The 20,441-nt window shown below is 71.5% G+C and carries 17 protein-coding genes and 1 pseudogene; 9 read left to right on the top strand and 9 right to left on the bottom strand.

Features of this window, described 5'->3' with window-relative positions; genetic code table 11:
* Positions 1 to 132 precede the first annotated feature (132 nt).
* On the top strand, positions 133 to 774 hold the full coding sequence (locus A3IC_RS0117950) for a TetR/AcrR family transcriptional regulator (RefSeq protein ID WP_020551432.1): 642 nt from the start codon (positions 133 to 135) through the stop codon (positions 772 to 774).
* 501 nt (positions 775 to 1,275) lie between these two features.
* Here the strand turns inward: A3IC_RS0117950 and A3IC_RS0117940 are convergent.
* The 3 genes and pseudogenes from A3IC_RS0117940 to A3IC_RS68730 form a co-directional block, all read right to left on the bottom strand.
* Positions 1,276 to 1,617, bottom strand: coding sequence for a thioredoxin family protein (locus A3IC_RS0117940; RefSeq protein ID WP_020551430.1), 342 nt, complete (start codon positions 1,615 to 1,617; stop codon positions 1,276 to 1,278).
* 266 nt (positions 1,618 to 1,883) lie between these two features.
* Positions 1,884 to 2,885 carry an NAD(P)/FAD-dependent oxidoreductase gene (locus tag A3IC_RS55080; protein WP_052173604.1) on the bottom strand — a complete coding sequence of 334 codons (1,002 nt, stop codon included), beginning with the start codon at positions 2,883 to 2,885 and terminating at the stop codon, positions 1,884 to 1,886.
* An 851-nt stretch (positions 2,886 to 3,736) separates the two neighbouring features.
* Positions 3,737 to 4,216: pseudogene (locus A3IC_RS68730) on the bottom strand (TetR/AcrR family transcriptional regulator); the annotation flags it as partial.
* Between the two features lie 142 nt (positions 4,217 to 4,358).
* Between A3IC_RS68730 and A3IC_RS0117925 the strand changes: the two are divergent.
* Positions 4,359 to 4,673: an Rv3488 family transcriptional regulator gene (locus tag A3IC_RS0117925; RefSeq protein ID WP_020551427.1), complete on the top strand. Its 315-nt coding sequence runs from the start codon at positions 4,359 to 4,361 to the stop codon at positions 4,671 to 4,673.
* 113 nt (positions 4,674 to 4,786) lie between these two features.
* Here the strand turns inward: A3IC_RS0117925 and A3IC_RS0117920 are convergent, their stop codons facing one another.
* Positions 4,787 to 6,070 (bottom strand): APC family permease, encoded by a 1,284-nt coding sequence (locus A3IC_RS0117920; RefSeq protein ID WP_020551426.1) that lies wholly within the window; start codon positions 6,068 to 6,070, stop codon positions 4,787 to 4,789.
* 114 nt (positions 6,071 to 6,184) lie between these two features.
* Positions 6,185 to 6,589 carry an SSI family serine proteinase inhibitor gene (locus tag A3IC_RS0117915; protein ID WP_052173603.1) on the bottom strand — a complete coding sequence of 135 codons (405 nt, stop codon included), beginning with the start codon at positions 6,587 to 6,589 and terminating at the stop codon, positions 6,185 to 6,187.
* 787 nt (positions 6,590 to 7,376) lie between these two features.
* Here A3IC_RS0117915 and A3IC_RS0117910 point away from each other — a divergent pair.
* From A3IC_RS0117910 to A3IC_RS0117885, 6 genes are all read left to right on the top strand, one after another.
* Complete coding sequence (locus A3IC_RS0117910) at positions 7,377 to 8,996, top strand: ABC transporter substrate-binding protein (protein ID WP_020551424.1); 1,620 nt, start codon at positions 7,377 to 7,379, stop codon at positions 8,994 to 8,996.
* Positions 8,996 to 9,955, top strand: a complete 960-nt coding sequence (locus A3IC_RS0117905; protein WP_020551423.1) for an ABC transporter permease — start codon at positions 8,996 to 8,998, stop codon at positions 9,953 to 9,955. The genes A3IC_RS0117910 and A3IC_RS0117905 overlap by 1 nt, the downstream gene beginning before the upstream one ends.
* Entirely contained in the window at positions 9,952 to 10,851 is a 900-nt protein-coding gene (locus A3IC_RS0117900) for an ABC transporter permease (RefSeq protein WP_020551422.1), read from the top strand. The genes A3IC_RS0117905 and A3IC_RS0117900 overlap by 4 nt, the downstream gene beginning before the upstream one ends.
* Positions 10,848 to 11,897 (top strand): ABC transporter ATP-binding protein, encoded by a 1,050-nt coding sequence (locus tag A3IC_RS0117895; protein WP_020551421.1) that lies wholly within the window; start codon positions 10,848 to 10,850, stop codon positions 11,895 to 11,897. Before A3IC_RS0117900 ends, A3IC_RS0117895 begins: the two co-directional genes overlap by 4 nt.
* A complete protein-coding gene (locus A3IC_RS0117890) occupies positions 11,894 to 12,733 on the top strand; it encodes an ABC transporter ATP-binding protein (RefSeq protein ID WP_020551420.1) in 840 nt (279 codons plus the stop codon). The genes A3IC_RS0117895 and A3IC_RS0117890 overlap by 4 nt, the downstream gene beginning before the upstream one ends.
* 104 nt (positions 12,734 to 12,837) lie before the next feature.
* On the top strand, positions 12,838 to 14,286 hold the full coding sequence (locus A3IC_RS0117885; protein ID WP_020551419.1) for an amidase: 1,449 nt from the start codon (positions 12,838 to 12,840) through the stop codon (positions 14,284 to 14,286).
* A gap of 25 nt (positions 14,287 to 14,311) precedes the next feature.
* Here A3IC_RS0117885 and A3IC_RS0117880 read toward each other — a convergent pair whose 3' ends face one another.
* The 4 genes from A3IC_RS0117880 to A3IC_RS0117865 form a co-directional block, all read right to left on the bottom strand.
* Positions 14,312 to 14,902, bottom strand: a complete 591-nt coding sequence (locus A3IC_RS0117880; RefSeq protein WP_020551418.1) for a TetR/AcrR family transcriptional regulator — start codon at positions 14,900 to 14,902, stop codon at positions 14,312 to 14,314.
* A 127-nt stretch (positions 14,903 to 15,029) separates the two neighbouring features.
* Entirely contained in the window at positions 15,030 to 16,382 is a 1,353-nt protein-coding gene (locus tag A3IC_RS0117875; RefSeq protein WP_020551417.1) for an MFS transporter, read from the bottom strand.
* An 80-nt stretch (positions 16,383 to 16,462) separates the two neighbouring features.
* The gene (locus A3IC_RS0117870) at positions 16,463 to 17,062 is read right to left on the bottom strand and encodes a maleylpyruvate isomerase N-terminal domain-containing protein (RefSeq protein ID WP_026218401.1); all 600 of its coding nucleotides are present in this window, start codon (positions 17,060 to 17,062) and stop codon (positions 16,463 to 16,465) included.
* Positions 17,063 to 17,191: 129 nt separating this feature from the next.
* A complete protein-coding gene (locus tag A3IC_RS0117865) occupies positions 17,192 to 18,850 on the bottom strand; it encodes an alpha/beta hydrolase (protein WP_245599340.1) in 1,659 nt (552 codons plus the stop codon).
* Positions 18,851 to 19,093: 243 nt separating this feature from the next.
* On the opposite strand from A3IC_RS0117865, the gene A3IC_RS0117860 reads away from it, so the two are divergent.
* Positions 19,094 to 20,434 (top strand): type III PLP-dependent enzyme domain-containing protein, encoded by a 1,341-nt coding sequence (locus A3IC_RS0117860; RefSeq protein WP_040876811.1) that lies wholly within the window; start codon positions 19,094 to 19,096, stop codon positions 20,432 to 20,434.
* Positions 20,435 to 20,441: the final 7 nt, after the last annotated feature.

Genomic DNA, 20,441 nt, shown 5'->3' with positions numbered 1-20,441 from the left:
GACCGAAGCGACTGAGATTCCGGATCATGGCGCCCGAAGCCGTGCGGGCGGGTGGTTGCCGAAATTCCCACACTCTGCCGACCACTTCATCTGACGTACTCCGATTGATCCACTTCAATTGACGTGCTTCAGATGAAGTGGTTCACTCTCGATGTACTTCAGAGCGAGGAGGGGGTGTGCGAGATGCGTCAGAACCCGGCCCGTCGGGCCGCGCTGCTCGACGGCGCCATCGAGGTGCTCGCCCGCGAGGGGGCGCGCGGCCTGACCCAGCGCGCCGTGGACAAGGAGGCGGGGGTGCCCATCGGCACCGCGTCCAACTACTTCCGCAACCGCGACGAACTGCTCGTCCAGGCCGGCGCCCGGGTCTACGAGCGGCTCAGGCCGGAAGAGGGCGCACTCGCCGAGATGTTCGATCAGGCGCGGGACGCCGCGTCGTACGGTGCGATGTTGCGGGAGAGCCTCGGTAGGATCACCGCTTTCCCATCCGGGCATCTGGCGCTGCTGGAGCTTCGGTTGGAGGCCACCCGACGGCCGGAGCTGCGCGCCCTGCTCACCGAGCGGGTCCGTGCCGACATCGACGAGAACGTCACCCGGCACGAGGCCGCGGGCCTGCCCGGCGGCGCGACCGCCGTCCTGCTGATGTACCTGGCCATGAACTGGCTGGTCGTCGAACAACTCACGCTGCCGGGCGTGTTCACCGACGCCGAGCGCGACGAACTCGTCATCCGGGCGGTGGAGCGCATCGTCGCCCCGTTCCCCGGCACCACGAACTGACGCCGCGATGCCGCCCGCCCCCGGGCGGCACCCACCGGCACCGTGAGCCGAACAGGGCCCACGCCGGACACACCCGCGCCGGCCCGTGCGGCCGGGTCGGGCGGGCCGTCCGGTCCGGGTGACGCGTCCCGAGACCGGCAACGAGGTGGCCCTGCCCGCGCACGGCCGCAGCACGCCGGGCGGGAAGAATCCTGCGCAAGGACCCGCGCGCCGCACACCACGACCGAGGCTCGGCCCACCGGGCATCGGAGGAACGCCCCGAGCGTTTCGATGCCCTCGATTAGCATCGATCAATGGCGAACAACGACGGGCGCGACGACGACCGGCGGGACGGCGGACGGCAGGTCCGCGGCCGGGAACCCGGGCCTGCGGACGAGGGCAACCCCTGATAGACGCGGCGAAGCAGTAGTGCCCGCCGCCGGGACCCGCCGCCGGGCGGGTCCCGGCGGTACCGGGTGCCGACCTCGGCCGCGCGGGTGTGCTGCCCGCCTGGCCGGGGGCTCAGCGGAGGAAGTCTCCGAGGTGTCGTTCCAGCACGGGCTTCGGGGCGGCGCCCGTCCACGACTTCGCGGGTGCGCCGTCGGCGTAGACCACGAACGCGGGGATCGAGGAGATGCCGTGTTGTGTCGCCAGTGCGTGCTCCTCGTCGACGTTGATCTTGACGACGTCCAGGACGCCCGCGTGCTCGGCGGCCAACTGCTCGACGATGGGGGTGACCCTGATGCACGGCCCGCACCACTCGGCCCAGAACTGGATCAGGACGGGCCGTGTCGCCTGCAACACGCGTTCGGGGAACGTGCGTTCGGTGACGCTGTCCACGGAACGGGTGGACTTCGCTGCCATGGTGGGATTCTCCTTGTTCGTGGGTGACGTGCGGGCGCGTCGTGCGCGGGCGCGTCGGGCTGTCCAACCGCGATGGCGCGTCGCTGTGTTCGGGTGCACGGGCGCTCAGGTGTGTTCAAGTGCGGGGGCCGACCGGCGCATTCGAGTGGGCGGGCCCCTCAGTGTGGCCAAGTGCGCGGGCGCGAGTACCTGTTCGGGTGTGGCGCCATTCCCGAGCGATCCGGTCGGACCTGCGTCGGGAGACGGTCGGCGCGGCGGTCGCGGAATCAGTCCGAGGAAACCGGCTGCGGTACCGATCGTGGGGCGTGCCGGGACGCCTGCGCCGACGGGACGTGGTTCCGCATCGCCCGCTCGACGTCCTCCGCGACGAGATCGTGGTCGAGGGCGAACGCCGCCGCCGCGCCCTGCCCTGCGGCGGTGATCACCAGCGCCCTCGGGTCGGTCACATTGCCGACCGCCCACACCCCGGACACACCCGTCCGGCCCGTGGCGTCGGTGTTCACCCAGCCGTCATCGTCCCGCCCGCAACCCAGGTCGGTGAGCAGCGTGTCGTGGGGCACCATGTCCGGGAAGACGAAGACCGCACTGCGCGGGAAGACGTGGCCCTCGACCAACTCGACGCCGCGCAGCCGGTCGTCTTCCGTCACCAGGCGCTTGATCGTTCCTTCGGCGACGGTGATGCCGCGGGCCGCCAGTTGCCGGCGCTCCCGCGCGTCGAGGTCCCGGTCGTGTGCGAAGTAGACGACGTCGTGCGACCACTGGCGCAGCAGGAGTGCGTGCTGCACCGCGCGCGGGTGAGTGCCCAGCACACCGATGGGTCGGTCGCGTACCTCGTACGCGTGGCAGTAGGGGCAGAACAGCACGTCGGTGCCCCACCGTTCGCGCACGCCCGGTATCGCGGGCAGTTCGTCGCGCAGTCCGGTGGCCACCACGATCCGGCGGGCCCTGAGAGTCGCGCCGCCGTCCAGCCGCACCAGGAAACCGGGGTCGATCTGATCCACCCGGCTCTCGAACAGGTCCACCCCGTATCCGGCGACCTCGGCCCGGCCCACGGCGAGCAGGTCGGCCGCGGCCACGCCGTCCCGGGACAGGAAGCCATGCATGTGCGCGGCGACGGCGTTGCGTGCCTCGCCGCCGTCCACGACCGCGACCCGGCGTCGGGCCCGACCCAATACCAGCGCGGCGCTCAGTCCCGCCGCTCCCGCGCCCACGACGACCACGTCATACGCCCCGTCGTCGGCAGGGGTGTTCCAAACATCCTTCGTCATATCGCCCACGGCGATCACCTCCGCCCCGAGCATGCGCCGACCATCGCAGAATCGGCAAACATCTTTGCCATCTCGGCAAATCATCGAGCGGTCCGGCGTCCCGCGCCCGCCCCGTGCGCGTGCCGCCTGGGCTACCCGAGGCCGGCGGCGACATGGACGCCGACAGCGCCCACCGCGTACGCCACCGCGCGCGCGAGTTCGTCGGCGCCCACCGGGCGCAGCACGTCGTCCGGGTCGTCGGCGTCGCCGGCTCGTTGGTCGATGACGTCCAAGGCCAGGCGTTCGGCGAACTCCGTTACCGCCGCCCGCTCCTCGCGGTCCGGATCGGTGTTGCCGGCGGGCGTCTCGAACAGTAGGCCGACCCACAATTCCGGGTCCCGCGTCACCAGGACCTCGCCCACGTGCACCCCACACCCGGGCAGGCTGTCGCCGACCTCACCGATGCCGGGCACCCGACCCCACATCGGCGCACCCCCCTCGTCGGTGGGCCCGCCACACGCGTGTGCCGAGTACGCGCCCAGCGGGCAGGGGCCGTCCTCGTCCAGGTCTTCGATGTGGATGTCGGATGTCATCGCAACTCCTGCGAAACCCGTCGCCGATACGTCGACCGGGCCGCAGACACGTTCGTCCTCGCGCCCACAGCCCGGCACGCCATCGACTCCAGCACGCCCACCCCACCCACGCCCCCGGAGCGCGCCGAACGGGGGGTCACAATGCCACGAATGCCGCAATCCACGCACGGGATGCGGAGCGACCCGGATCGCCCGGAGAAGCCCCGCAGCGGAACGCAGTGGGCACACCCTCCGGCCGCTCCGCCGACGCGAATACACCCAATCGCCGCGGCGGGCGGGCGGCTTGCCCGGCGGTTCCCAGCCGCGCGCGAGGATGTCGAAGACCGCCTCGACGGCGGCTCGGCGATCCTGCCGGCCGCGCGTGAGAGCCGGGATCTCCAGGACGAATCGAGCAAGGGCCCTACATGCGAGGTCGTCGTGCTCCACACCGATCTCGTCGGCGACGGCCGCGGCGAGGGCGTCGGCGTGCCGAGTCCACATGTGCTCGGCGTACGCGCGCAACACCGGCGTCGAGTCGACCGGATCGGTGAACTCGGCGATCTGCGGATGCTCCGAAAGCGGCGGCCAGGTGTCCAGGACGTGCCGTCGGAGCGCGTCGAGGATGCTCAGGTCGGCGGGTCGCCGCCGCACTGCGGCGACCGGTTCCGACTCCCGGTCGTCTTCCCGGTCGAAAACGAGCGCTTCCTTGCCGGTGAAGTGCTTGAACACCGTCGTGGTCGACACGTCGGCCGCGTCGGCGATGTCCCGGATGCTCACCCGGGCCGCGCGGACGACGCTCCTCGGCCGCCCGACGAGGAAGGCCGCGGACCGGCGGGGAAGGTTGTGGCCGGCGGGCGCCCGTAGTATCGAAGTTCGATATCGGGTTCGTCACCTCGGCGGTGGAGCGGGAAGGCGGTTGAGGGTGGGGGAGTTCCAGCGGGGCGCGGTGCGGTTGCACATCCTGCATCACGCGGCCGAGGAGGAGGTCCACGGTGCGTGGATGTCCCGGGAACTGGCCGGCCACGGCTACCGGATCAGCCCCGGCACGCTGTACCCGACCCTGCACCGGATGGAGGCGGACGGCCTGCTGATCTCCGAGCAGCGGGTCGTCGAAGGCCGCACGCGGCGGGTCTACCGGGCGACGGACGCGGGACGGGCGGCGCTGGCCGAGGATCGACGCGCGCTCGCGGAGCTGGCCCGCGAGGTGCTGCCCGAGGCGGACCGGCCGCGCTCGTAGCCGGAGCGTGCCCCCGGCCGGTGGGCACTCATCACCTGTGCGCACCCGTAGCCGGTGTGGGCCCGGCACCGGTTACGGCACCGGCGCCGATCTCGGAGTAAGGGCCCGATCCGTCAGGCGCGTCCGGTCGCCCTGCGCAGGCCGTAGCCGGCGGCACCGACCGCGAGCACCGCGGCGCCCCACAACACCGACGCCGACGGCAGTGCGAAGGCCAGTACCAGGCAGCCTGCCGCACCGAGGATCGGCACGATCCGCGCCGGGCGGCCCTCGGCGGGGGTGAGCGTCCAGGCGGCCGCGTTGGCGACGGCGTAGTAGGCCAGTACACCGAAGGAGGAGAAGCCGATCGCACCGCGTACGTCGGTGGTCGCGGCCAGGACGGCGACGACCGCGCCGACCGTGAGTTCGGCGCGATGCGGTACCCCGAATCGCGGGTGCACGGCGGCCAGTGCGTGCGGCAGATGTCGGTCGCGAGCCATCGCCAGCGTGGTACGCGAAACCCCCAGGATCAGCGCCAGGAGCGAGCCGAGCGCCGCGAGCGCCGCCCCGACGCGGACCACCGGGGCAAGTCCCGCGGCACCGGCGGCGCGCACCGCCTCGGCCACCGGATCGGCGGTATGGGCGAGCCGGTCGGGTCCGAGCACCGCGAGTACGGCCACGGCGACGACCGCGTACACCACCAGCGTGATGCCGAGCGCGGTCGGGATCGCTCGCGGGATGGTGCGCTTCGGGTCGCGGACCTCCTCGCCGAGCGTGGCGATGCGCGCGTAGCCGGCGAACGCGAAGAACAGCAGTCCGGCCGCCTGGAGCACCCCGCCGAAGCCGGCGTCCGCGCCGATGCGAAGGTGCGCGGTGTCGCCGGTGCCGCCGCTCAGGCACGCGGTGACCGCGGCGGCGAGGACGGCGAGGACGACGGCGATGATCCCCCTGGTCAGCCATGCGGACTTCTGTACGCCGACGTAGTTCACCGCGGTCAGCGCCACCACCGCGGCGACCGCGACCGCGTGTGCCTGCGCGGGCCATATGTAGGAGCCGGCGGTCAGCGCCATGGCCGCGCACGAGGCGGTCTTGCCGACCACGAAGCCCCAGCCGGCCAGGTAGCCCCAGAAGTCGCCCAGGCGCTCGCGCCCGTAGACGTACGTGCCGCCGGACTGCGGATAGCGGGCCGCCAGGCGAGCCGAGGAGGTGGCATTGCAGTAGGCCACCACGGCGGCCAGCGCCAACCCGATCAGCAGGCCCGACCCCGCCGCGTCGGCAGCCGGGGAGAGCGCGGCGAAGATCCCGGCGCCGATCATCGATCCGAGTCCGATCAGAACGGCATCGAACACACCCAGATGCCGCTTCAGCCGCCCCGCTTCAGCAGATGCCGCCGACGCCCCCACGGCTCGCTCCTCGAACATGGTCCACGCCCGTTACGGCTCCCGATATCGGCACACGATATAGGACCTCCTCACAGCCGCGCCGTCCCGGTCCATCGAGCAGCCCCCGAACCCGCGGCCGGCCCGGGCTGCGGATCAGCGCGCCTGCGGCAGCACCGGCACGAGGTTGTCCCAGCGGGCGATCTCGCACCCGTTGGTGCGCTTGTAGCGGGCGTCCACCGAACGTCCCGCAAAGGTGCCCGTGATGCGCGCGGTGGCGGGTCCCCCATGGATCATCGTGCACTGCGCGCCGTCGGGAACCGGCGCGAAGGGGTCCCTGTCCCCGGCGGTCGCGGCGTCCAGTCGGTCACATGCCGACGCGGGCTCCGGGTGGCCGCCCCCGGCCGGATGGCACTCCAGGGTGTACGTCCGCGCCCCTTCGGGGTTGTCGGCCACCGTCATGGTGAGGCGGTCCACCGCCCCGGCGACGGCGGAGGAAATCGGGCACTGGGCGGCGGCAACGACCACGGCCGCGACGACGATGAGGCGACGGAACAACATGGGCGACTCCCGGAACGGGCGCACGGCATCGCGCGCGAGGGTGACGAAGGTGGCGAAGCGGATCCGCACGCACCCGCCCCGCAGCGCGGAGTCGACGGAACGCGACCCCCGAGCGGCATCCGGTCGATGAACCACTCACGGAACGAAGGCGTCCCGCATGGATGACCCGGCGTCGGGCTGCGGGCGTCGGCCGCGCCGTCACGGATCCGGACGATGACATCGCGGATCGATGAGCCATGCACCGAACAGTTCCGGCACAGCACGCAGTTCCCAGGACGAACCGGACCCGCTCATACCGACAGAGTAGTCAATCAGGCACGCGGAGTGCGTACATTCCGACGGCCCGAGCCCGGTCCGCCATCGCCCGCGCCAAACGGCGCAACGAGCCCAACCGGCACGCCGCCCTCCCCCCGGCGTCGGCCACCAACGCCGACGTCCGGCAACCCACCCCGGCCGCCGCGTCCCACCCCACCAACCTCACGGTTCGCACAACTCCCAACCCCAACCCCGGGGCCCGGCGCCCGGCGCCTCACGCGCCGTCCCACCAGCCGCTCCCCTCCACCCGCCACACCCCGTCCCGGTCTCGTGACGGGTCGTCAAAAAGCCCCGCCGCACCCTCCCGTCACGTGTTGGAAACCTCTGCGCCATGCGTGAGATACCTGCCGGCAAACCCTTGCGCGGGAACGTTCCCGCGTCAATACTCACCGGCACCTGTCCCTGACGCGTGCCACGCCGCATCCGTCTCCGTGCCTTCGCCGTCCCTCCGAAAGAGGTGGGTTACTTGCGCATGCCCAAAACCGCCGCCCTCGCCGCCGTCGTGGCCCTGACCGCCGTCGGGTGTTCCGGCGGAGGCAGCGACAACTCGTCGGCCTCGGACCCCGGCTACCGAATCACCACGGACAGTCCCGCCGCGAAGGGGCCGCTCGACAAGGTGAAGTGGTCGCTGTACGCCGAACCGCAGACGCTGGACTACGCGTACGGCTTCGACTACCCGATCAACACGGTGCTCGCGAACGTGTGCGACCAACTCCTGCGCATCAACCCGGACCTGACGATCACCCCCGGGCTGGCCGCCAAGTACACCAACCCGGATCCGCTGACCTGGGTCTACACCCTGCGTGAGGGCGTCAAGTTCCACGACGGCACCCCCATGACCGCCAAGGACGTGGTGGCAAGCCTCAAGCGCCAGATGGATCCCGCGGTCGGCGCCGTGTACAGCACCGCCTTCAAGGACGTCGAGTCCATCACCGACTCCGGCCCGCTCGAGGTCACCATCAAGCTCACCCGCCCCAACGTGCTGCTCAATCAGCAATTGGGCGCGTCGGCGGGCACCATCGAGAGCGCGGCGTTCCTCGCCAAGGCCGGCAAGGACTACGGCAACCCACAGGGCGGCGTGAACTGTACCGGCCCCTTCTCCGTCAAGGAGTGGAAGCCCGGCACGTCCATCACGCTCAAGCGCAACGACGCCTACTGGGACAGCAAGCTCATGCCCAAGACGGGCGAGGTCGAGTTCGTCTTCATCCAGGACCCGGCCGCCCGCGCGAACGCGCTGCTGACCGGCGAGGTCGACGGCGGCTACCTGCTGCCCACCAATTCCTACGACAAGCTCAAGACCGGTGACGGCAAGCTGTACTTCGGTGACATCACCGGCAGTTACTCGGCCGCCGTCACCAACCTCAAGGGCGCCCTCGGTGACGCGCGGGTGCGCCGCGCCCTGTCCATGGCGATCGACCGCGAGGGCATCGTCCGGGCGGGCCTGAACGGCTACGGCTCCGTCGCCAAGGCGCCCGTCCCCGTCTCCGGCTGGGCCACCATCCCCGCGGAGCAGGCCCAGAGCATGTACAACGCGCTGCCCGCCGTCACCACGGACGTGGCCGCCGCCAAGAAGCTCGTCGCGGAAGCCGGCGCCGCCGGCAAGAAGGTCGTCGTCGCGACCAGCAACCTGGCCCCGGAGATCAGCGTCGCCACCAACGCCATCCAGGCCGCCGGCAAGGCGATCGGCCTCGACGTCGAGCTCAAGACCATCGCACCGGACGCGTACACCGCGCTGTTCACCGACCCGTCCGCCCGCGCCGGCATCGACCTGCTGGTCACCAGTGGCTACGACGTCACGCCCGATCCGCTGGAGTACTACCAGAGCCTGCAGACCGGGGAGTTCGCCAACTACGGCAACTGGTCCGACCCCGAGTACGACACGATCGCGCAGCAGGCACTGGGCACCACCGACCCGGCCGCCCGCGCCCAACTGACCATCAAGCTCCAGGAGATCGCGCTGCGCGAGCTGCCCGGCATCCCGCTGTGGGACTCGCCGCTGTCGCTCTACCAGGGCAAGCGCGTCACCGGCGCCACCCCGAACATCACCCAGCTCTCCTTCCCCTGGGCCGCGACCCTGGGTGCCGCGAACTGATGAACCGTCCTCTGCTCCGCTTCCTCCTGGGCCGCCTCGTGGGCCTGGTGCTCGTGCTGCTGGCGACCTCGTTCGTGGTCTTCAGCGCCGTGCACCTGGCCCCGGGGGACCCGGTGTCCTTCCTGATGCGCGGCCGCCCGGTCACCCCACAGGCCCGCGCCGCGCTGACCGCCCAGTACCACCTGGACGAACCATTCGCCAGGCAGTACCTGCTGTGGCTCGGCGACGTGCTCGGTGGCGACTTCGGCCGCTCGGTGCAATTCCGCCAGGACGTCGGCGAGTTGATCTCCCAGAAGCTGCCGACCACCGTCTTCCTGGTCGTGTACGCGATGGTGCTGGTCACCGTCGTAGGGCTGATCCTGGGCATCGTCTCGGCGCTGCGGCCCGGCCTGGTGGACAAGCTCGTGCTGGCCTGGACCGGCACCTCGATCGCCATCCCGTCCTACATCGCCGCGACCGTGCTCACCTCGGTCTTCGCCGTCAAACTGGGCTGGTTCCCGCTCTACGGCGCGGGCGAGGGCTTCACCGATCAGTTGTGGCACCTGACGCTTCCGGCCATCGCCCTGGCACTGACCTTCGCGGGCCTGCTGGCCCGGGTCACCCGCTCCGCGATGCTCGACGAACTCTCCCGCGAACACGTCGAGGTGGCCCGCTCACGCGGCGTACCCGAGAGCCAGGTCATCCGCAAACACGTCCTGCGCAACGCCCTCGGTCCGATCGTCACCGTCGTCGGCACCATGGTCGCGAGCATGCTGGTGGCCACCTCGATCGTGGAGACCGCGTTCAGCGTCAAGGGAGTCGGCTCCCTGCTCATCAACTCGGTCACGGTCAAGGACTTCCCCGTGGTCCAGGCGCTGACCCTGCTGGTGGTCGCCGCGTTCCTGATCGCGAACCTGATCGTCGACCTGCTCCAACCACTGATCGACCCGCGCGTCGCGCTGGGAGGTGACCCGAAGTGAGTGCCTCCGCCCCCGCGTCCGTCAAGGACGCGAGCACACCGACGCCGCCCCTCCGGCGCGGCGCACCGGCCCGGATCCGCAAACTCGCCGCCCAGGGACCGCTGTTCACCGCAGCCGTGCTGGTCCTGGTGCTGCTCGTGCTGCTCGCGGTGTGCGCACCGCTGCTCGCACCCTACGAACCCGACGCCATCGACCTGAAGAACTCGCTGGCCGGCACCGGCCCCGACCACTGGTTGGGCACCGACCAGTCCGGCCGCGACATCCTCAGCCGAATGCTGTACGGAGCCCGCACCGGGCTGCTGGGGCCGCTCGCCGTGGTCGGCGTGTCCACAGTGCTCGGGATCGCCATGGGCGTGGTGGCCGCATGGCGCGGCGGCTGGGTCGACTCCCTGCTGTCCCGCTCGATGGACCTGCTGTTCGCGTTCCCGGCGATGCTCCTGGCGATCCTGTGCGTCGCGGTGTTCGGCGCGGGACTGACCGCGCCCGTCATCGCCATGATGATCGCCTACACGCCCTACGTCGGCCGCCTGGTGCGCTCCATCGCCCGCCAGGAACAGACCCGGCCCTACATCGAGTCCTACCGGGTCCAGGGCTGGTCCGGCTGGTCGATCTGCACGCGGCACCTGATCCCCAACATCACCCCGACCGTACTGGCCCAGTCCGCGATCAACTTCGGCTACGCCCTGATGGAACTCGCCGGCCTGTCCTACCTCGGCTTCGGCGTCCAGGCACCCACCGCCGACTGGGGCGTCATGGTCAGCGAAGGCCAGAACCCGCTCCTCAAGGACGTCATGCTGCCCGCCCTCGCCCCCGCGACCGCCATCGTCATCGCGGTCGTCGCATTCGGAATCGTCGGCGAGGGCCTCGCCGACCGTGTCTCCAAGCGGGAGAGGTGACCGCCGTGTTCGACAAGACGACGGCCGGTGACACGGAAGCCCGGCCGGCCACATCCGGGACCGACACCGCCGGGCGCGACGTACCGCTGCTCGACATCGCCGGCCTGACCCTGCGCCTGCCCGACCACGCCGCCGCGCGGCCGATCCTGGACGGGGTCGACCTGCGGGTCGACCGCGGCGAGACCGTGGGTCTGGTCGGCGAGTCCGGCTCGGGCAAATCGGTGGCCTGCCGCACTGTCCTGGGCCTGCTGCCCAAGGGAGCGCGCGCCGAGGGCACCGTCCGCGTCGAGGGCACCGACGTGCTCGCCATGGGCGCGGCCGGACTGCGCGATGTGCGCCGGAACAAGGTCGCGATGGTGTTCCAGGACCCGCGCGCGTCGGTCAACCCGATGCGCCGGGTCGGGGACTTCCTCACCGAGGGGCTGCGGGTGCGCGGCGTGCCCAAGGAGCAGGCGCTGGCCCGGGCACAGGAGTTGCTGACCGAGGTCGGCATCCGCGACCCGCACGGCGCGCTTCGCCGCTTCCCCCACCAGTTCTCCGGCGGCATGCTTCAGCGTGTGGTGATCGCCGCCGCGCTGTCCGGCGACCCCGCGCTGCTGCTCGCCGACGAACCCACCACCGCCCTCGACGTCACCACACAGGCGGAGGTCGTCGGCATCCTGCGGCGCCTGCAACACCGGCACGGGACCGGCATGTTGTTCGTGACCCACGACCTGGAACTCGCGGCGGCGATCTGCGACCGCATCTACGTGATGTACGCCGGACGCATCGTCGAATCCCAGCCCGTCGCCGACCTGTTCGCCCGCCCCCGGCACCCCTACACGGCCGCGCTGCTGGCCTCGACGCCGCGTCTGGAGGCGGACGCCGCGGCGCCGCAACCGATTCCGGGACGGCCCGTGTCACTCGCGGAGGCGCCCCCCGGCTGCGCCTTCGCGGCCCGTTGCGCGTTCGCGATCGAGCGGTGCCGAAGCGAGGCCCCCGCACTGGTATCCGACGGCCCGGCGGCCGTGGCGTGCCTGCGCGCGGACGAAGGGATCCTGCAGTGAGCACGTCCACCGAACCGACCCCGGTCGCCCTGGAAGTCCGCGGCCTGTGCCGCACGTTCGGCGACCACAAAGCGGTCGACGACGTCGGCTTCACACTGCCGCCGGGCGGCTCGCTGGGTATCGTCGGCGAATCCGGATCGGGCAAGACCACCACCGCCCGTATGCTCGTCGGCCTGGAGACCCCGGACGCCGGCAGCATCACGGTCGACGGCCACGAACGCGCCCACCGGCCACGCACCCGCGCGGAACGCCTGGCCCGGGCACGGGAGATCCAGATGGTCTTCCAGGACCCCTACCTCTCCCTGGACCCGCGCATCACCGTCCACGACAGCATCGACGAGGTCCTGCGCCTGCACGCACCCGAGGCCGACCGGCCCGGGCGCGCCGCGCGCTTGGCCGAGCTTCTCGACCAGGTCGGCCTGGGCACCCGCGAGGCCGGCGCCCTGCCGCGTCGACTCTCCGGCGGCCAGCGCCAACGCGTGGCCATCGCCCGCGCGTTGGCGGCCTCGCCCCGAGTGCTGATCCTGGACGAGGCGGTCGCCGCACTCGACGTGTCCATCCAGGCGCAGATCCTGGATCTGCTGGCCCGCATCCGTCGGGAGCAGGGCATCGGCTACCTCTTCGTCAGCCACGACCTGGCGGTCGTGCGGCACATCACCGACGACGTCGTCGTGTTGCGCAACGGCCGGATCGTCGAGTCGGGCCGCACCGCGGACGTACTGTCCGCACCGCAACACCCCTACACCCGGCTGCTGATCGACTCGGTGCCGGGCGTGGGCTGGGACCCGGAACGCATCGCCGAAAACAGAAGGGCCCTCGCCGCACCGGAAGCGTGACAGTCGGGCGGGTCCGGCAGATCCCACGGACCTGCCGAGCCCGCCCGATCCGCCCGGGCCGCCGCTCCATCGCGACCATCCACCGATCCTGCTTGGGAGTCACCGTGTCCGCAGGTACATCCACCGACCTCGCCTATCTCACGGCAACCGAGGCACTCGCCGCCTTCCGCAGCCGTGAACTGTCACCCGTCGAACTGCTCACCGCCGTCCTGGACCGGGCAACCGCCGCCGAACCCGTTGTCAACGCGGTCGTGGAATCCCTTCACGACCAGGCGTTCGCGGCGGCCCGCGAGGCCGAACAGCGCTACCTCGGCAAGGGCCGCGGCGAGATCCGGCCACTCGAGGGCGTCCCGGTCGCGGCCAAGGAGGAGCACCCCATCGAGGGACACCCGCTCCAGCAGGGATCGTTGTTGCTCGCGGACGAGGTCGCCACGGAAACGCACCCGGTGCTCCAGCGGATCGCCGACGCGGGCGGCGTCATTCACATCCGCACCAGCACACCGGAGTTCTGCGCCGCCGCGTTCACCCGATCGAAGCTGTGGGGCGTGACCCGCAATCCGTGGAACCCCGAGTACTCGTGCGGCGGTTCGTCCGGCGGCTCGGGGGCCGCGCTGGCCGCCGGATACGCGCCGCTGGCCACCGGATCCGACATCGGCGGCTCGATCCGCATCCCCGCCTCGTTCAACGGCGTCGTGGGATTCAAGCCGCCGTTCGGCCGGGTCCCGGCAATGCCGCCGTACAGCCTCGACCAGTACTGCCACGACGGTCCGATGGCACGCACGGTCGCCGACTGCGCGCTCCTGGAGAACATCATCGCAGGGCCGTGGAAGGGCGACGTGGTGTCGCTGCGCCCGAAGTTGGTACTGCCCGAGCAGTACGCCGGCGCCCGCGGCGCGGAGGGCTTGCGCATCGCGCTCAGTGTCACACTCGGCGACCACCCGATCGACCCCGAGGTGGCGGCCAACACGCGGGCCGCCGCCGAGGCCCTGCGCACCGCGGGAGCGGTGGTCGAGGAGGTCGAACTCGGCTGGACCCGGGAAATGGTCAACCGGGCCCTGATGGCCCATTTCGCCGCGATCATGGGGGCCGAGGCGGGCGAGGCGATCAACGCCGCGCCGGACCTGGTCAACCCGTACCTGCGGGTCTTCCACGAGAAGGCGGCGGCCACCCGGACCTCGTTCGCCGAGGGACTCGCCCTGGAAGGCGCCATCTACGCCGAACTGGGCGAACTGCTGGACCGGTACGACGCGTTGATCTGCCCCACCACGGCCATCCCGGCGTTCCTGGCCGACGACGACTACACCGAGACCAAGGTCGTCGTGGACGGCAAGGAACTGGACTTCTATCTGGACGCCGCGCTCACCCCGCCGTTCAACATCTGCAGCCGGGTACCGGTCCTGGCGGTGCCGTCGGGCTTCGCCTCCAACGGCGTGCCGACCGGTGTGCAGATCGTCGGCAAGACCTACGACGACGAGATGGTCTTCCGTATCGGCGCGGCCCTCGAAGCGGTCCTCCCCTGGTCCTACACAGCGGACCACCGCCCGCCCTGCTGAACCGCCGCCGCCCCGGTGGGCGTCCTCACCGGGGCGCGGCGAGGGCCGAGCGCAGGGTCGCGGCGATGGTGTCGCCGGCCGCGGCGCGGTCGAGCCTGCCGGCGTCGACCTCGTCCGCCGCGGTGTGGATCACGCCGTAGTAGGTCGCGGCCAGCCACGTGGCCGGGAGGTCGGTACGGATCACACCCTCGCTCCGGCCGCGCGCGACGAGTTCGTCCACCCTGGTCAGGACCCGGGCGTGGTGTCGACGCAGGCTCGCCTCGCCCAGCGCCTTCAGGGCGGCCCTGCGCAGGCCGCGGGTGCGGTCCAGCACCTGCCATCCCTCGCGGGCGAGTCGGACCAGCGCCTCGTCGGCCGGTCCGACGGTGACCTCGGCGTCGTCGAGGAGCAGGTCCACTTCGCCCAGGACCTGCCCGATCGCGGCCGCCAGGAGCACGTCCCGGGAGCCGAAGTGCCCGTACAGGGTCACCCGTCCCACCCCGGCCGCCCGCGCGATGTCGGTCATCGTGGCCTCGGGATCGCGCGCGAAGGCGCCGAGCGCGGCGGCGAGGATGGCGGCGATGTTGCGTTCGGCGTCGGCCCGTCGCCGTACGCCCGGTGGTGATGTCGCACCCATGGTGGTCAACCCTACTGTCGGAATCGCCGCGCCGGTCGTGGAGGCGTGGCGATGACTGAGGCGCGCCGGCCCGGCCGTGGAGGCACGTTGGACGGGCCGGCCGCGCCGATCGTCGAGGTGGCGGTGCTCAGTGCACGTGCCGCGGTCCGTCGGACGCCGGCGGCCTGCCCGCCGGCACGAGTACGGACGTCACGAGTGCCGCGACCACGGCCGTGCCCGCGCAGGCGAGGAACGCGTCGGTATATCCGCCGACTCCGCCGCCGTCGACCCCGCCCGCGAGGCCGGCCGCCGCGATCGCCGACACCAGGGCGACGCCGAGCGCGCCGCCGAGTTCATGGAAGGTGTTCACCACGCCCGAGGTGATGCCCGCCTCGTCGTGCCGCACATGGGACATGGCCGTGGTGGTCGCCGCGACGAAGGCCGGGCCCAGGCCCGCCGCGCCGAGGGCCAGTCCGGGCACCACGTCGGACATGCCGCCGCCGTCCCCGGGCAGCCGGCTCAACCACAACGCGCCCGCCGCGGCGATCACCAGGCCGCCCGCGCCCACCGCCCGGGTGCCGAGGCGGCCGACCAGCAGGCCCCCGACATGCGCCCCGACGGTCACCGCGACGGCGACCGGGAGGAAGGCCAACCCGGTCCGCAACGAGCCGAAGCCCAGGGTGTGTTGCATGTACAGCGAGCCGAGGAAGAACAGCGGGATCAGCAGTCCGCTCGCCACCAGCATCACGAACGCGCCGGAAATCACCGGCCTGCGAGTCAACAGGGCCAGGGGCACCAGGGGATCGCCCGCCCTGCGCTCGACGAGTACGAAGAGCGCGTAGCAGAGCACGGCGCAGGCCGTCGAGGAGAACGTCCAGGGCGACGCCCAGCCGACGTCGCCCGCCCGGGTCACCCCCAGAATCAGCGCCGCGGTGCCCGCCGTGGCCGCGAGTGCTCCGGGCAGGTCCGGGCGAGCGGGCGAGGCGGTACGCGGCTCGCTCGGGATCACCGATGCGGCCACCACCAGTACGACCACGCCGATGGGCACGTTGGCGAAGAAGATCCATGCCCAGCCCGGCCCGGCGGTCAGCAGTCCGCCGACCAGGACGCCGGCTGCTGCCCCGGTGCCGCCGATCGCCGCCCACACGCCGAGTGCCCGGTTGCGCTCGGGGCCGTGGAAGGTGACCGTGACGAGCGCGAGCGCGGCCGGTGACAACAGCGCTGCCGCAGCGCCCTGCGCAACGCGGGCGGCGAGCAGTACCGCGCCGTTCGGGGCGAACCCCGCGGCCAACGACGCGGCGGTGAAGACGGCCAGGCCGAGCAGGAATCCGGTCCGCCGGCCCAGCGTGTCCGCGATCCGCCCGCCCAGGATCATCAGGCCGCCGAACGCGAGCGCGTAGGCGGTGACCACCCAGGTCAGGGATTCCCGACCGAGGTCCAGATCCGCGCCGATGCTCGGCAGCGCGACGTCGCTCGGCCGCAGTCGAGACACGCCGCACATTCCCGGAGGCAGCGCTGCTCGGGCAGGCTCACGGTCAGGCGGGGCCGAGCCCACGGCCATCGCACATCCGCGTTACGACGTCACGCCGACGGGATCGTGCCGTCCCACTCCTCCAGCGGCGCGCAGTGCCATCGCCAACTCGTCTGCCGGGCACGACCGGGCAGGTCCAGGCGGCCGTTCGCCCACAGCAGCGTCTCCCAGGGGGCGGTGTGCGTCGGGGCCCAGGGGAAAAGGCGTCGCACCGCGGCCCGCGCGAGGTCGGCGGGTGGCGTGAACTCCACGTCCAAGCCGCGCAGCGCGTCGTACGTATGGACCAGCACCTCGTCACAGGCCATCGCGGCGAACCCCGACGCGTCGGCCGAGCCGTAGGGGTGAAAGCCCCGCGCATCGGCGGCGGCGCCGTCGATCACGCGACCCAGCACGGTCGCGAAGGTGCCCAGGGTGCGCGCCAGTTCGGCGGGGGGCGTGTCCGGGCGGACCCCGAGGTCCATGGTGCTCAGTTCCCGGGTCCCGCCGGCCAGATCCGTGGCGTACCACAGGAAGGTGTCACCGACGTGCGCGACCGTCCGGGCAACCGTCCACGTCATCTCGGGAATCGGCCGGGTCCAATCCCGCTCGACGTGGGCTTCGAGGGCCGCCCGGCAGGTAGCAGCCGCGGCCGCGAGAGTCTTCGCATCCATGGCGCGATTATCCCGGCCCGGCGCCCACGCGATGGCCGAGCCGGACTGCCGGGGCCGGTGACGCCGCACCGGCCGTGACCAAAGGCGCATGGTCACGGCCGGTGCGGCTGGAGTGGGCGGGTTCGGTGGCTACTTGCCGTCGGTGCACTGCGTGCCGGCGGCCGGCAGTTTGCCCTCGATGATGTAGGCGGCCACCGCCGCGTCGACGCACTTGCTGCGGCCGAACCCGCCGTGGCCTTCCCCCTTGAGGGTCAACAGGCTCGCGTGCGCGAGGTCCTTGGCCAGCTTCTCGGACGCTGCGTACGGCGTGGCCGGGTCACCGGTCGTGCCCACCACCAGGATGGGTGCGGCCCCCTCGGCCCGGATCACGTGCGGCTTCTCGGGAGTCTTGTACGGCCAGAACTCGCAGCCGGGGCCCTCGATATCGGATGCGACGGTGTCCTTCGAGAACAGCGGAGCTTCCGCCTTGAGCTTCGCCAGGACCTGCTCGATCCGCTCCGGAGAGGGCGCGGGAGCGGCACCGTCGGCACAGCGAATCGCCGAGCGCGAGTCCCCGCTGTTGTCGTAGTGCCCCTTCTCGTCCCGGCCCATGTAGTTGTCGGCGTAGAACAACAGGGCGCTGCCGTCCTTGTTGTTCATGGCCCGCGCGAGTGCCTCGCGCAGGTACTTCCACGCGGTTTCCTTGTCGCCGTACAGCAGGCTGTTGGCGCCCGACCAGCCCAGGGCGGAGGTCAACTTGCGGCCGTCGTAGGCAGTACGCAGCGGCTTGTCCTGCAACTTGTCGAGGAAGTCCGTGCCGATCTCGGCGGCCTTGCCCGGATCGCCGCCCAGCGGACAGCCCGCCCGGGCCGCGCAGTCGGCCGCGAACGCCCGGAACGAACGCTCGAAACCTATGGTCTGGTCGATGCTCGCGTCGAGCTTGTCGGCGGCCGGGTCCACCACCGCGTCCAGGACGAGCCGGCCCGCACGGTCGGGGAACTCCTCCGCGTACAACGACCCGAGGTAGGTTCCGTAGGAGATACCGAGGTAGTTGAGCTTGTCGTCTCCTACCGCGCCGCGCAGGACGTCCATGTCCCGAGCCGCGTTGCGGGTGCCCACGAAGGGCAACAGGTCGCCGGACTTCTCCTGACACGCGGCGGAGAACTCCTTGCCGCTCCGCTCGCCGTACGCCTTGCGCTCGACCGGATCGCGCGGCGAGTCCCGCGCGTTGCGCTCGTCGCGGGCCTTGTCGTCGAAGCAGCGCACGGGCGCGCTGTCGGCCACACCACGCGGGTCGAAGCCGAGGATGTCGTAGCGGTCGTGCAGGGGGCCGTCGAACTCCTCGAACCCGTACTTGACGAACTCCTGGCCGGAGCCGCCGGGTCCGCCCGGGTTCAGCACGAGCGAGCCGATGCGCTGATCGGGCTTGGCAGCGGGGTGTTGCATGACGGCGATGTCCAGCGATTTGCCATCGGGAGCGGTGTAATCCAGGGGTACCTTGAAGGTCCCGCACCGGAATTCGCTTTCATCCTTCTTTTTCGTCTTCGGGTCGTCTTGGCACGCTTTCCACGAAATCTTCTGTTCGTAGAACGAACGCAGCCCGGGGTCCGCCGCCCCCTTGGGCTTCGGCGCTGCGGGCGGCGGGGTGACCACGGCCGGTGCGGTCGTCACGTGCGTGGGAACCGGCTTGGCATCGGCGGCATTGGACGCTCGACCGCCGGAGCCCCCGGTACACCCGGCGGCCAACAGCAGGGCCATCGCCGCAGGTATGGAACGGCGGAAGGACGCCGCCTGGAAGGGAGTGATCACGCGCCAAGGAATACCACTCGCGGATTCGGCGTCGCACACCGATATCCCCACCATCAAGATGGGGTGAAGGTCCGGGTCGGAGTCCGGGTTCGGCCCGGGTCCGGACCCCGGTCCAGCGTCCCCGGCACCGAGATCGGTTGCCCCCTTCGTCCGTCACGACAAAGACCCGCGCGCCGAGCCGGGCAAAGCTGTCCCTGTGGTGCGAGCGTGGTGACGACCGAACGACGAGAGGATCTGGTGCACGTGACTTCCGGTACGGCTCGGCAACGGCGGGTGGCTCGGGACGCGGCGGTGGCGGCAGCCGTACGCGAAGGGCTGCTCGGTGCGACGGCTCCGCTGGTCGGCCTCCTGGACGTGGACGGGATGCTCGGCTCCGTCGCCGACCTGCACGCGGCCTTCGAACACGCCCCGGCAGAGCACACGTTCGCCGCCAAGGCGTGCTCGCTCGTCCCGGTCATGCGGCTCATGGCACAGGCCGGAATGGGCTGTGAAGTCGCCTCGCCCGGCGAACTGAGGCTCGCGCTGGCGGCCGGCTTCACGCCCGACCGGATCGTGTACGACGGCCCCGTCAAGACCGTGGCGGATCTCGAATCGGCCCTCGACCACGGCGTCGCCCTCAACGTGGACAATTTCCAGGAACTCGCCCGCGTCGACGCCCTGCTCGGCGGGCGGCCGGCCGCCGCCCCGATCGGGATCCGGGTGAACCCACAGGTCGGCGCCGGTTTCGTCGACGGCACGAGCACCGCCACCGCGACGTCGAAGTTCGGCGTACCGTTGCGCGACGCGGGGGCGACCGACGCGGTCGTCGCGGCGTTCGCCCGCCACCCGTGGCTGACCCGCGTGCACGTGCATGTCGGTTCGCTGGGTTGCCCGTTGCCCCTGATGGCCGAAGGGGTCGCGGCCGCCTACGCCCTCGCGGAGCACATCAACACCACGCTGGGCCGGCGCCAAGCCACCAGCCTGGACATCGGCGGCGGCCTCCCGGTCGACTTCGCCGCCGACGACGACACACCGACCTTCACCGACTACGCCGGCGAACTGCGCCGAGCCGTACCGAACCTCTTCGACGGCCGCTACAGCCTGGTCACCGAGTTCGGCCGCTCGATCTTCGCCAAGAACGGCACCATCGCGACGGTCGTCGAGTACACCAAGACCATGGGCGGCCGCCGCATCGCCGTCACGCACGCGGGCGGCCAGATCCTCACCCGCGCGATGTCGATGCCGCAGGCATGGCCGATCCGCATCGGCGCCTTCGACGCCAAGGGTCGCCCCAGGTCCGGGCCGACCGAGCCGCACAACGTCGCGGGCCCGCTCTGCTTCGCCGGCGACATGACCGCGGTCGACCGCGACCTACCCGTCCTGGAGCCGGGCGACATCCTGGCCCTGTACGACACGGGCGCCTACTCGCTGTCCACCCACTTCTCCTACAACTCCCTCCCCCGCCCGGCCGTCTACGGCTACCGCGGCACCCCCACCGGCGCCGTCACCTTCGCCCTCGTCCGCACGGCCCAGACGATCGACGAGGTCATCGCCGACAGCGGCGCCGCACACACCGAAGCCCTGGTCACCCTCGTACACCCGTAGCCCCGCC

The organism is Embleya scabrispora DSM 41855 (assembly GCF_000372745.1).
Taxonomy (GTDB): Bacteria; Actinomycetota; Actinomycetes; order Streptomycetales; family Streptomycetaceae; genus Embleya; species Embleya scabrispora.
This window is presented reverse-complemented; position numbering and strand designations above follow the sequence as displayed.

What these genes read in the sequence shown, in the direction of transcription:
- A3IC_RS0117950 (WP_020551432.1), top strand. Translation starts at nt 133, where the DNA reads ATGAAGTGGTTCACTCTCGATGTACTTCAGAGCGAGGAGGGGGTGTGC.
- A3IC_RS0117940 (WP_020551430.1), bottom strand. Translation starts at nt 1,617, where the DNA reads ATGGCAGCGAAGTCCACCCGTTCCGTGGACAGCGTCACCGAACGCACG.
- A3IC_RS55080 (WP_052173604.1), bottom strand. Translation starts at nt 2,885, where the DNA reads ATGACGAAGGATGTTTGGAACACCCCTGCCGACGACGGGGCGTATGAC.
- A3IC_RS0117920 (WP_020551426.1), bottom strand. Translation starts at nt 6,070, where the DNA reads ATGTTCGAGGAGCGAGCCGTGGGGGCGTCGGCGGCATCTGCTGAAGCG.
- A3IC_RS0117915 (WP_052173603.1), bottom strand. Translation starts at nt 6,589, where the DNA reads ATGTTGTTCCGTCGCCTCATCGTCGTCGCGGCCGTGGTCGTTGCCGCC.
- A3IC_RS0117910 (WP_020551424.1), top strand. Translation starts at nt 7,377, where the DNA reads ATGCCCAAAACCGCCGCCCTCGCCGCCGTCGTGGCCCTGACCGCCGTC.
- A3IC_RS0117905 (WP_020551423.1), top strand. Translation starts at nt 8,996, where the DNA reads ATGAACCGTCCTCTGCTCCGCTTCCTCCTGGGCCGCCTCGTGGGCCTG.
- A3IC_RS0117880 (WP_020551418.1), bottom strand. Translation starts at nt 14,902, where the DNA reads ATGGGTGCGACATCACCACCGGGCGTACGGCGACGGGCCGACGCCGAA.
- A3IC_RS0117875 (WP_020551417.1), bottom strand. Translation starts at nt 16,382, where the DNA reads ATGTGCGGCGTGTCTCGACTGCGGCCGAGCGACGTCGCGCTGCCGAGC.
- A3IC_RS0117870 (WP_026218401.1), bottom strand. Translation starts at nt 17,062, where the DNA reads ATGGATGCGAAGACTCTCGCGGCCGCGGCTGCTACCTGCCGGGCGGCC.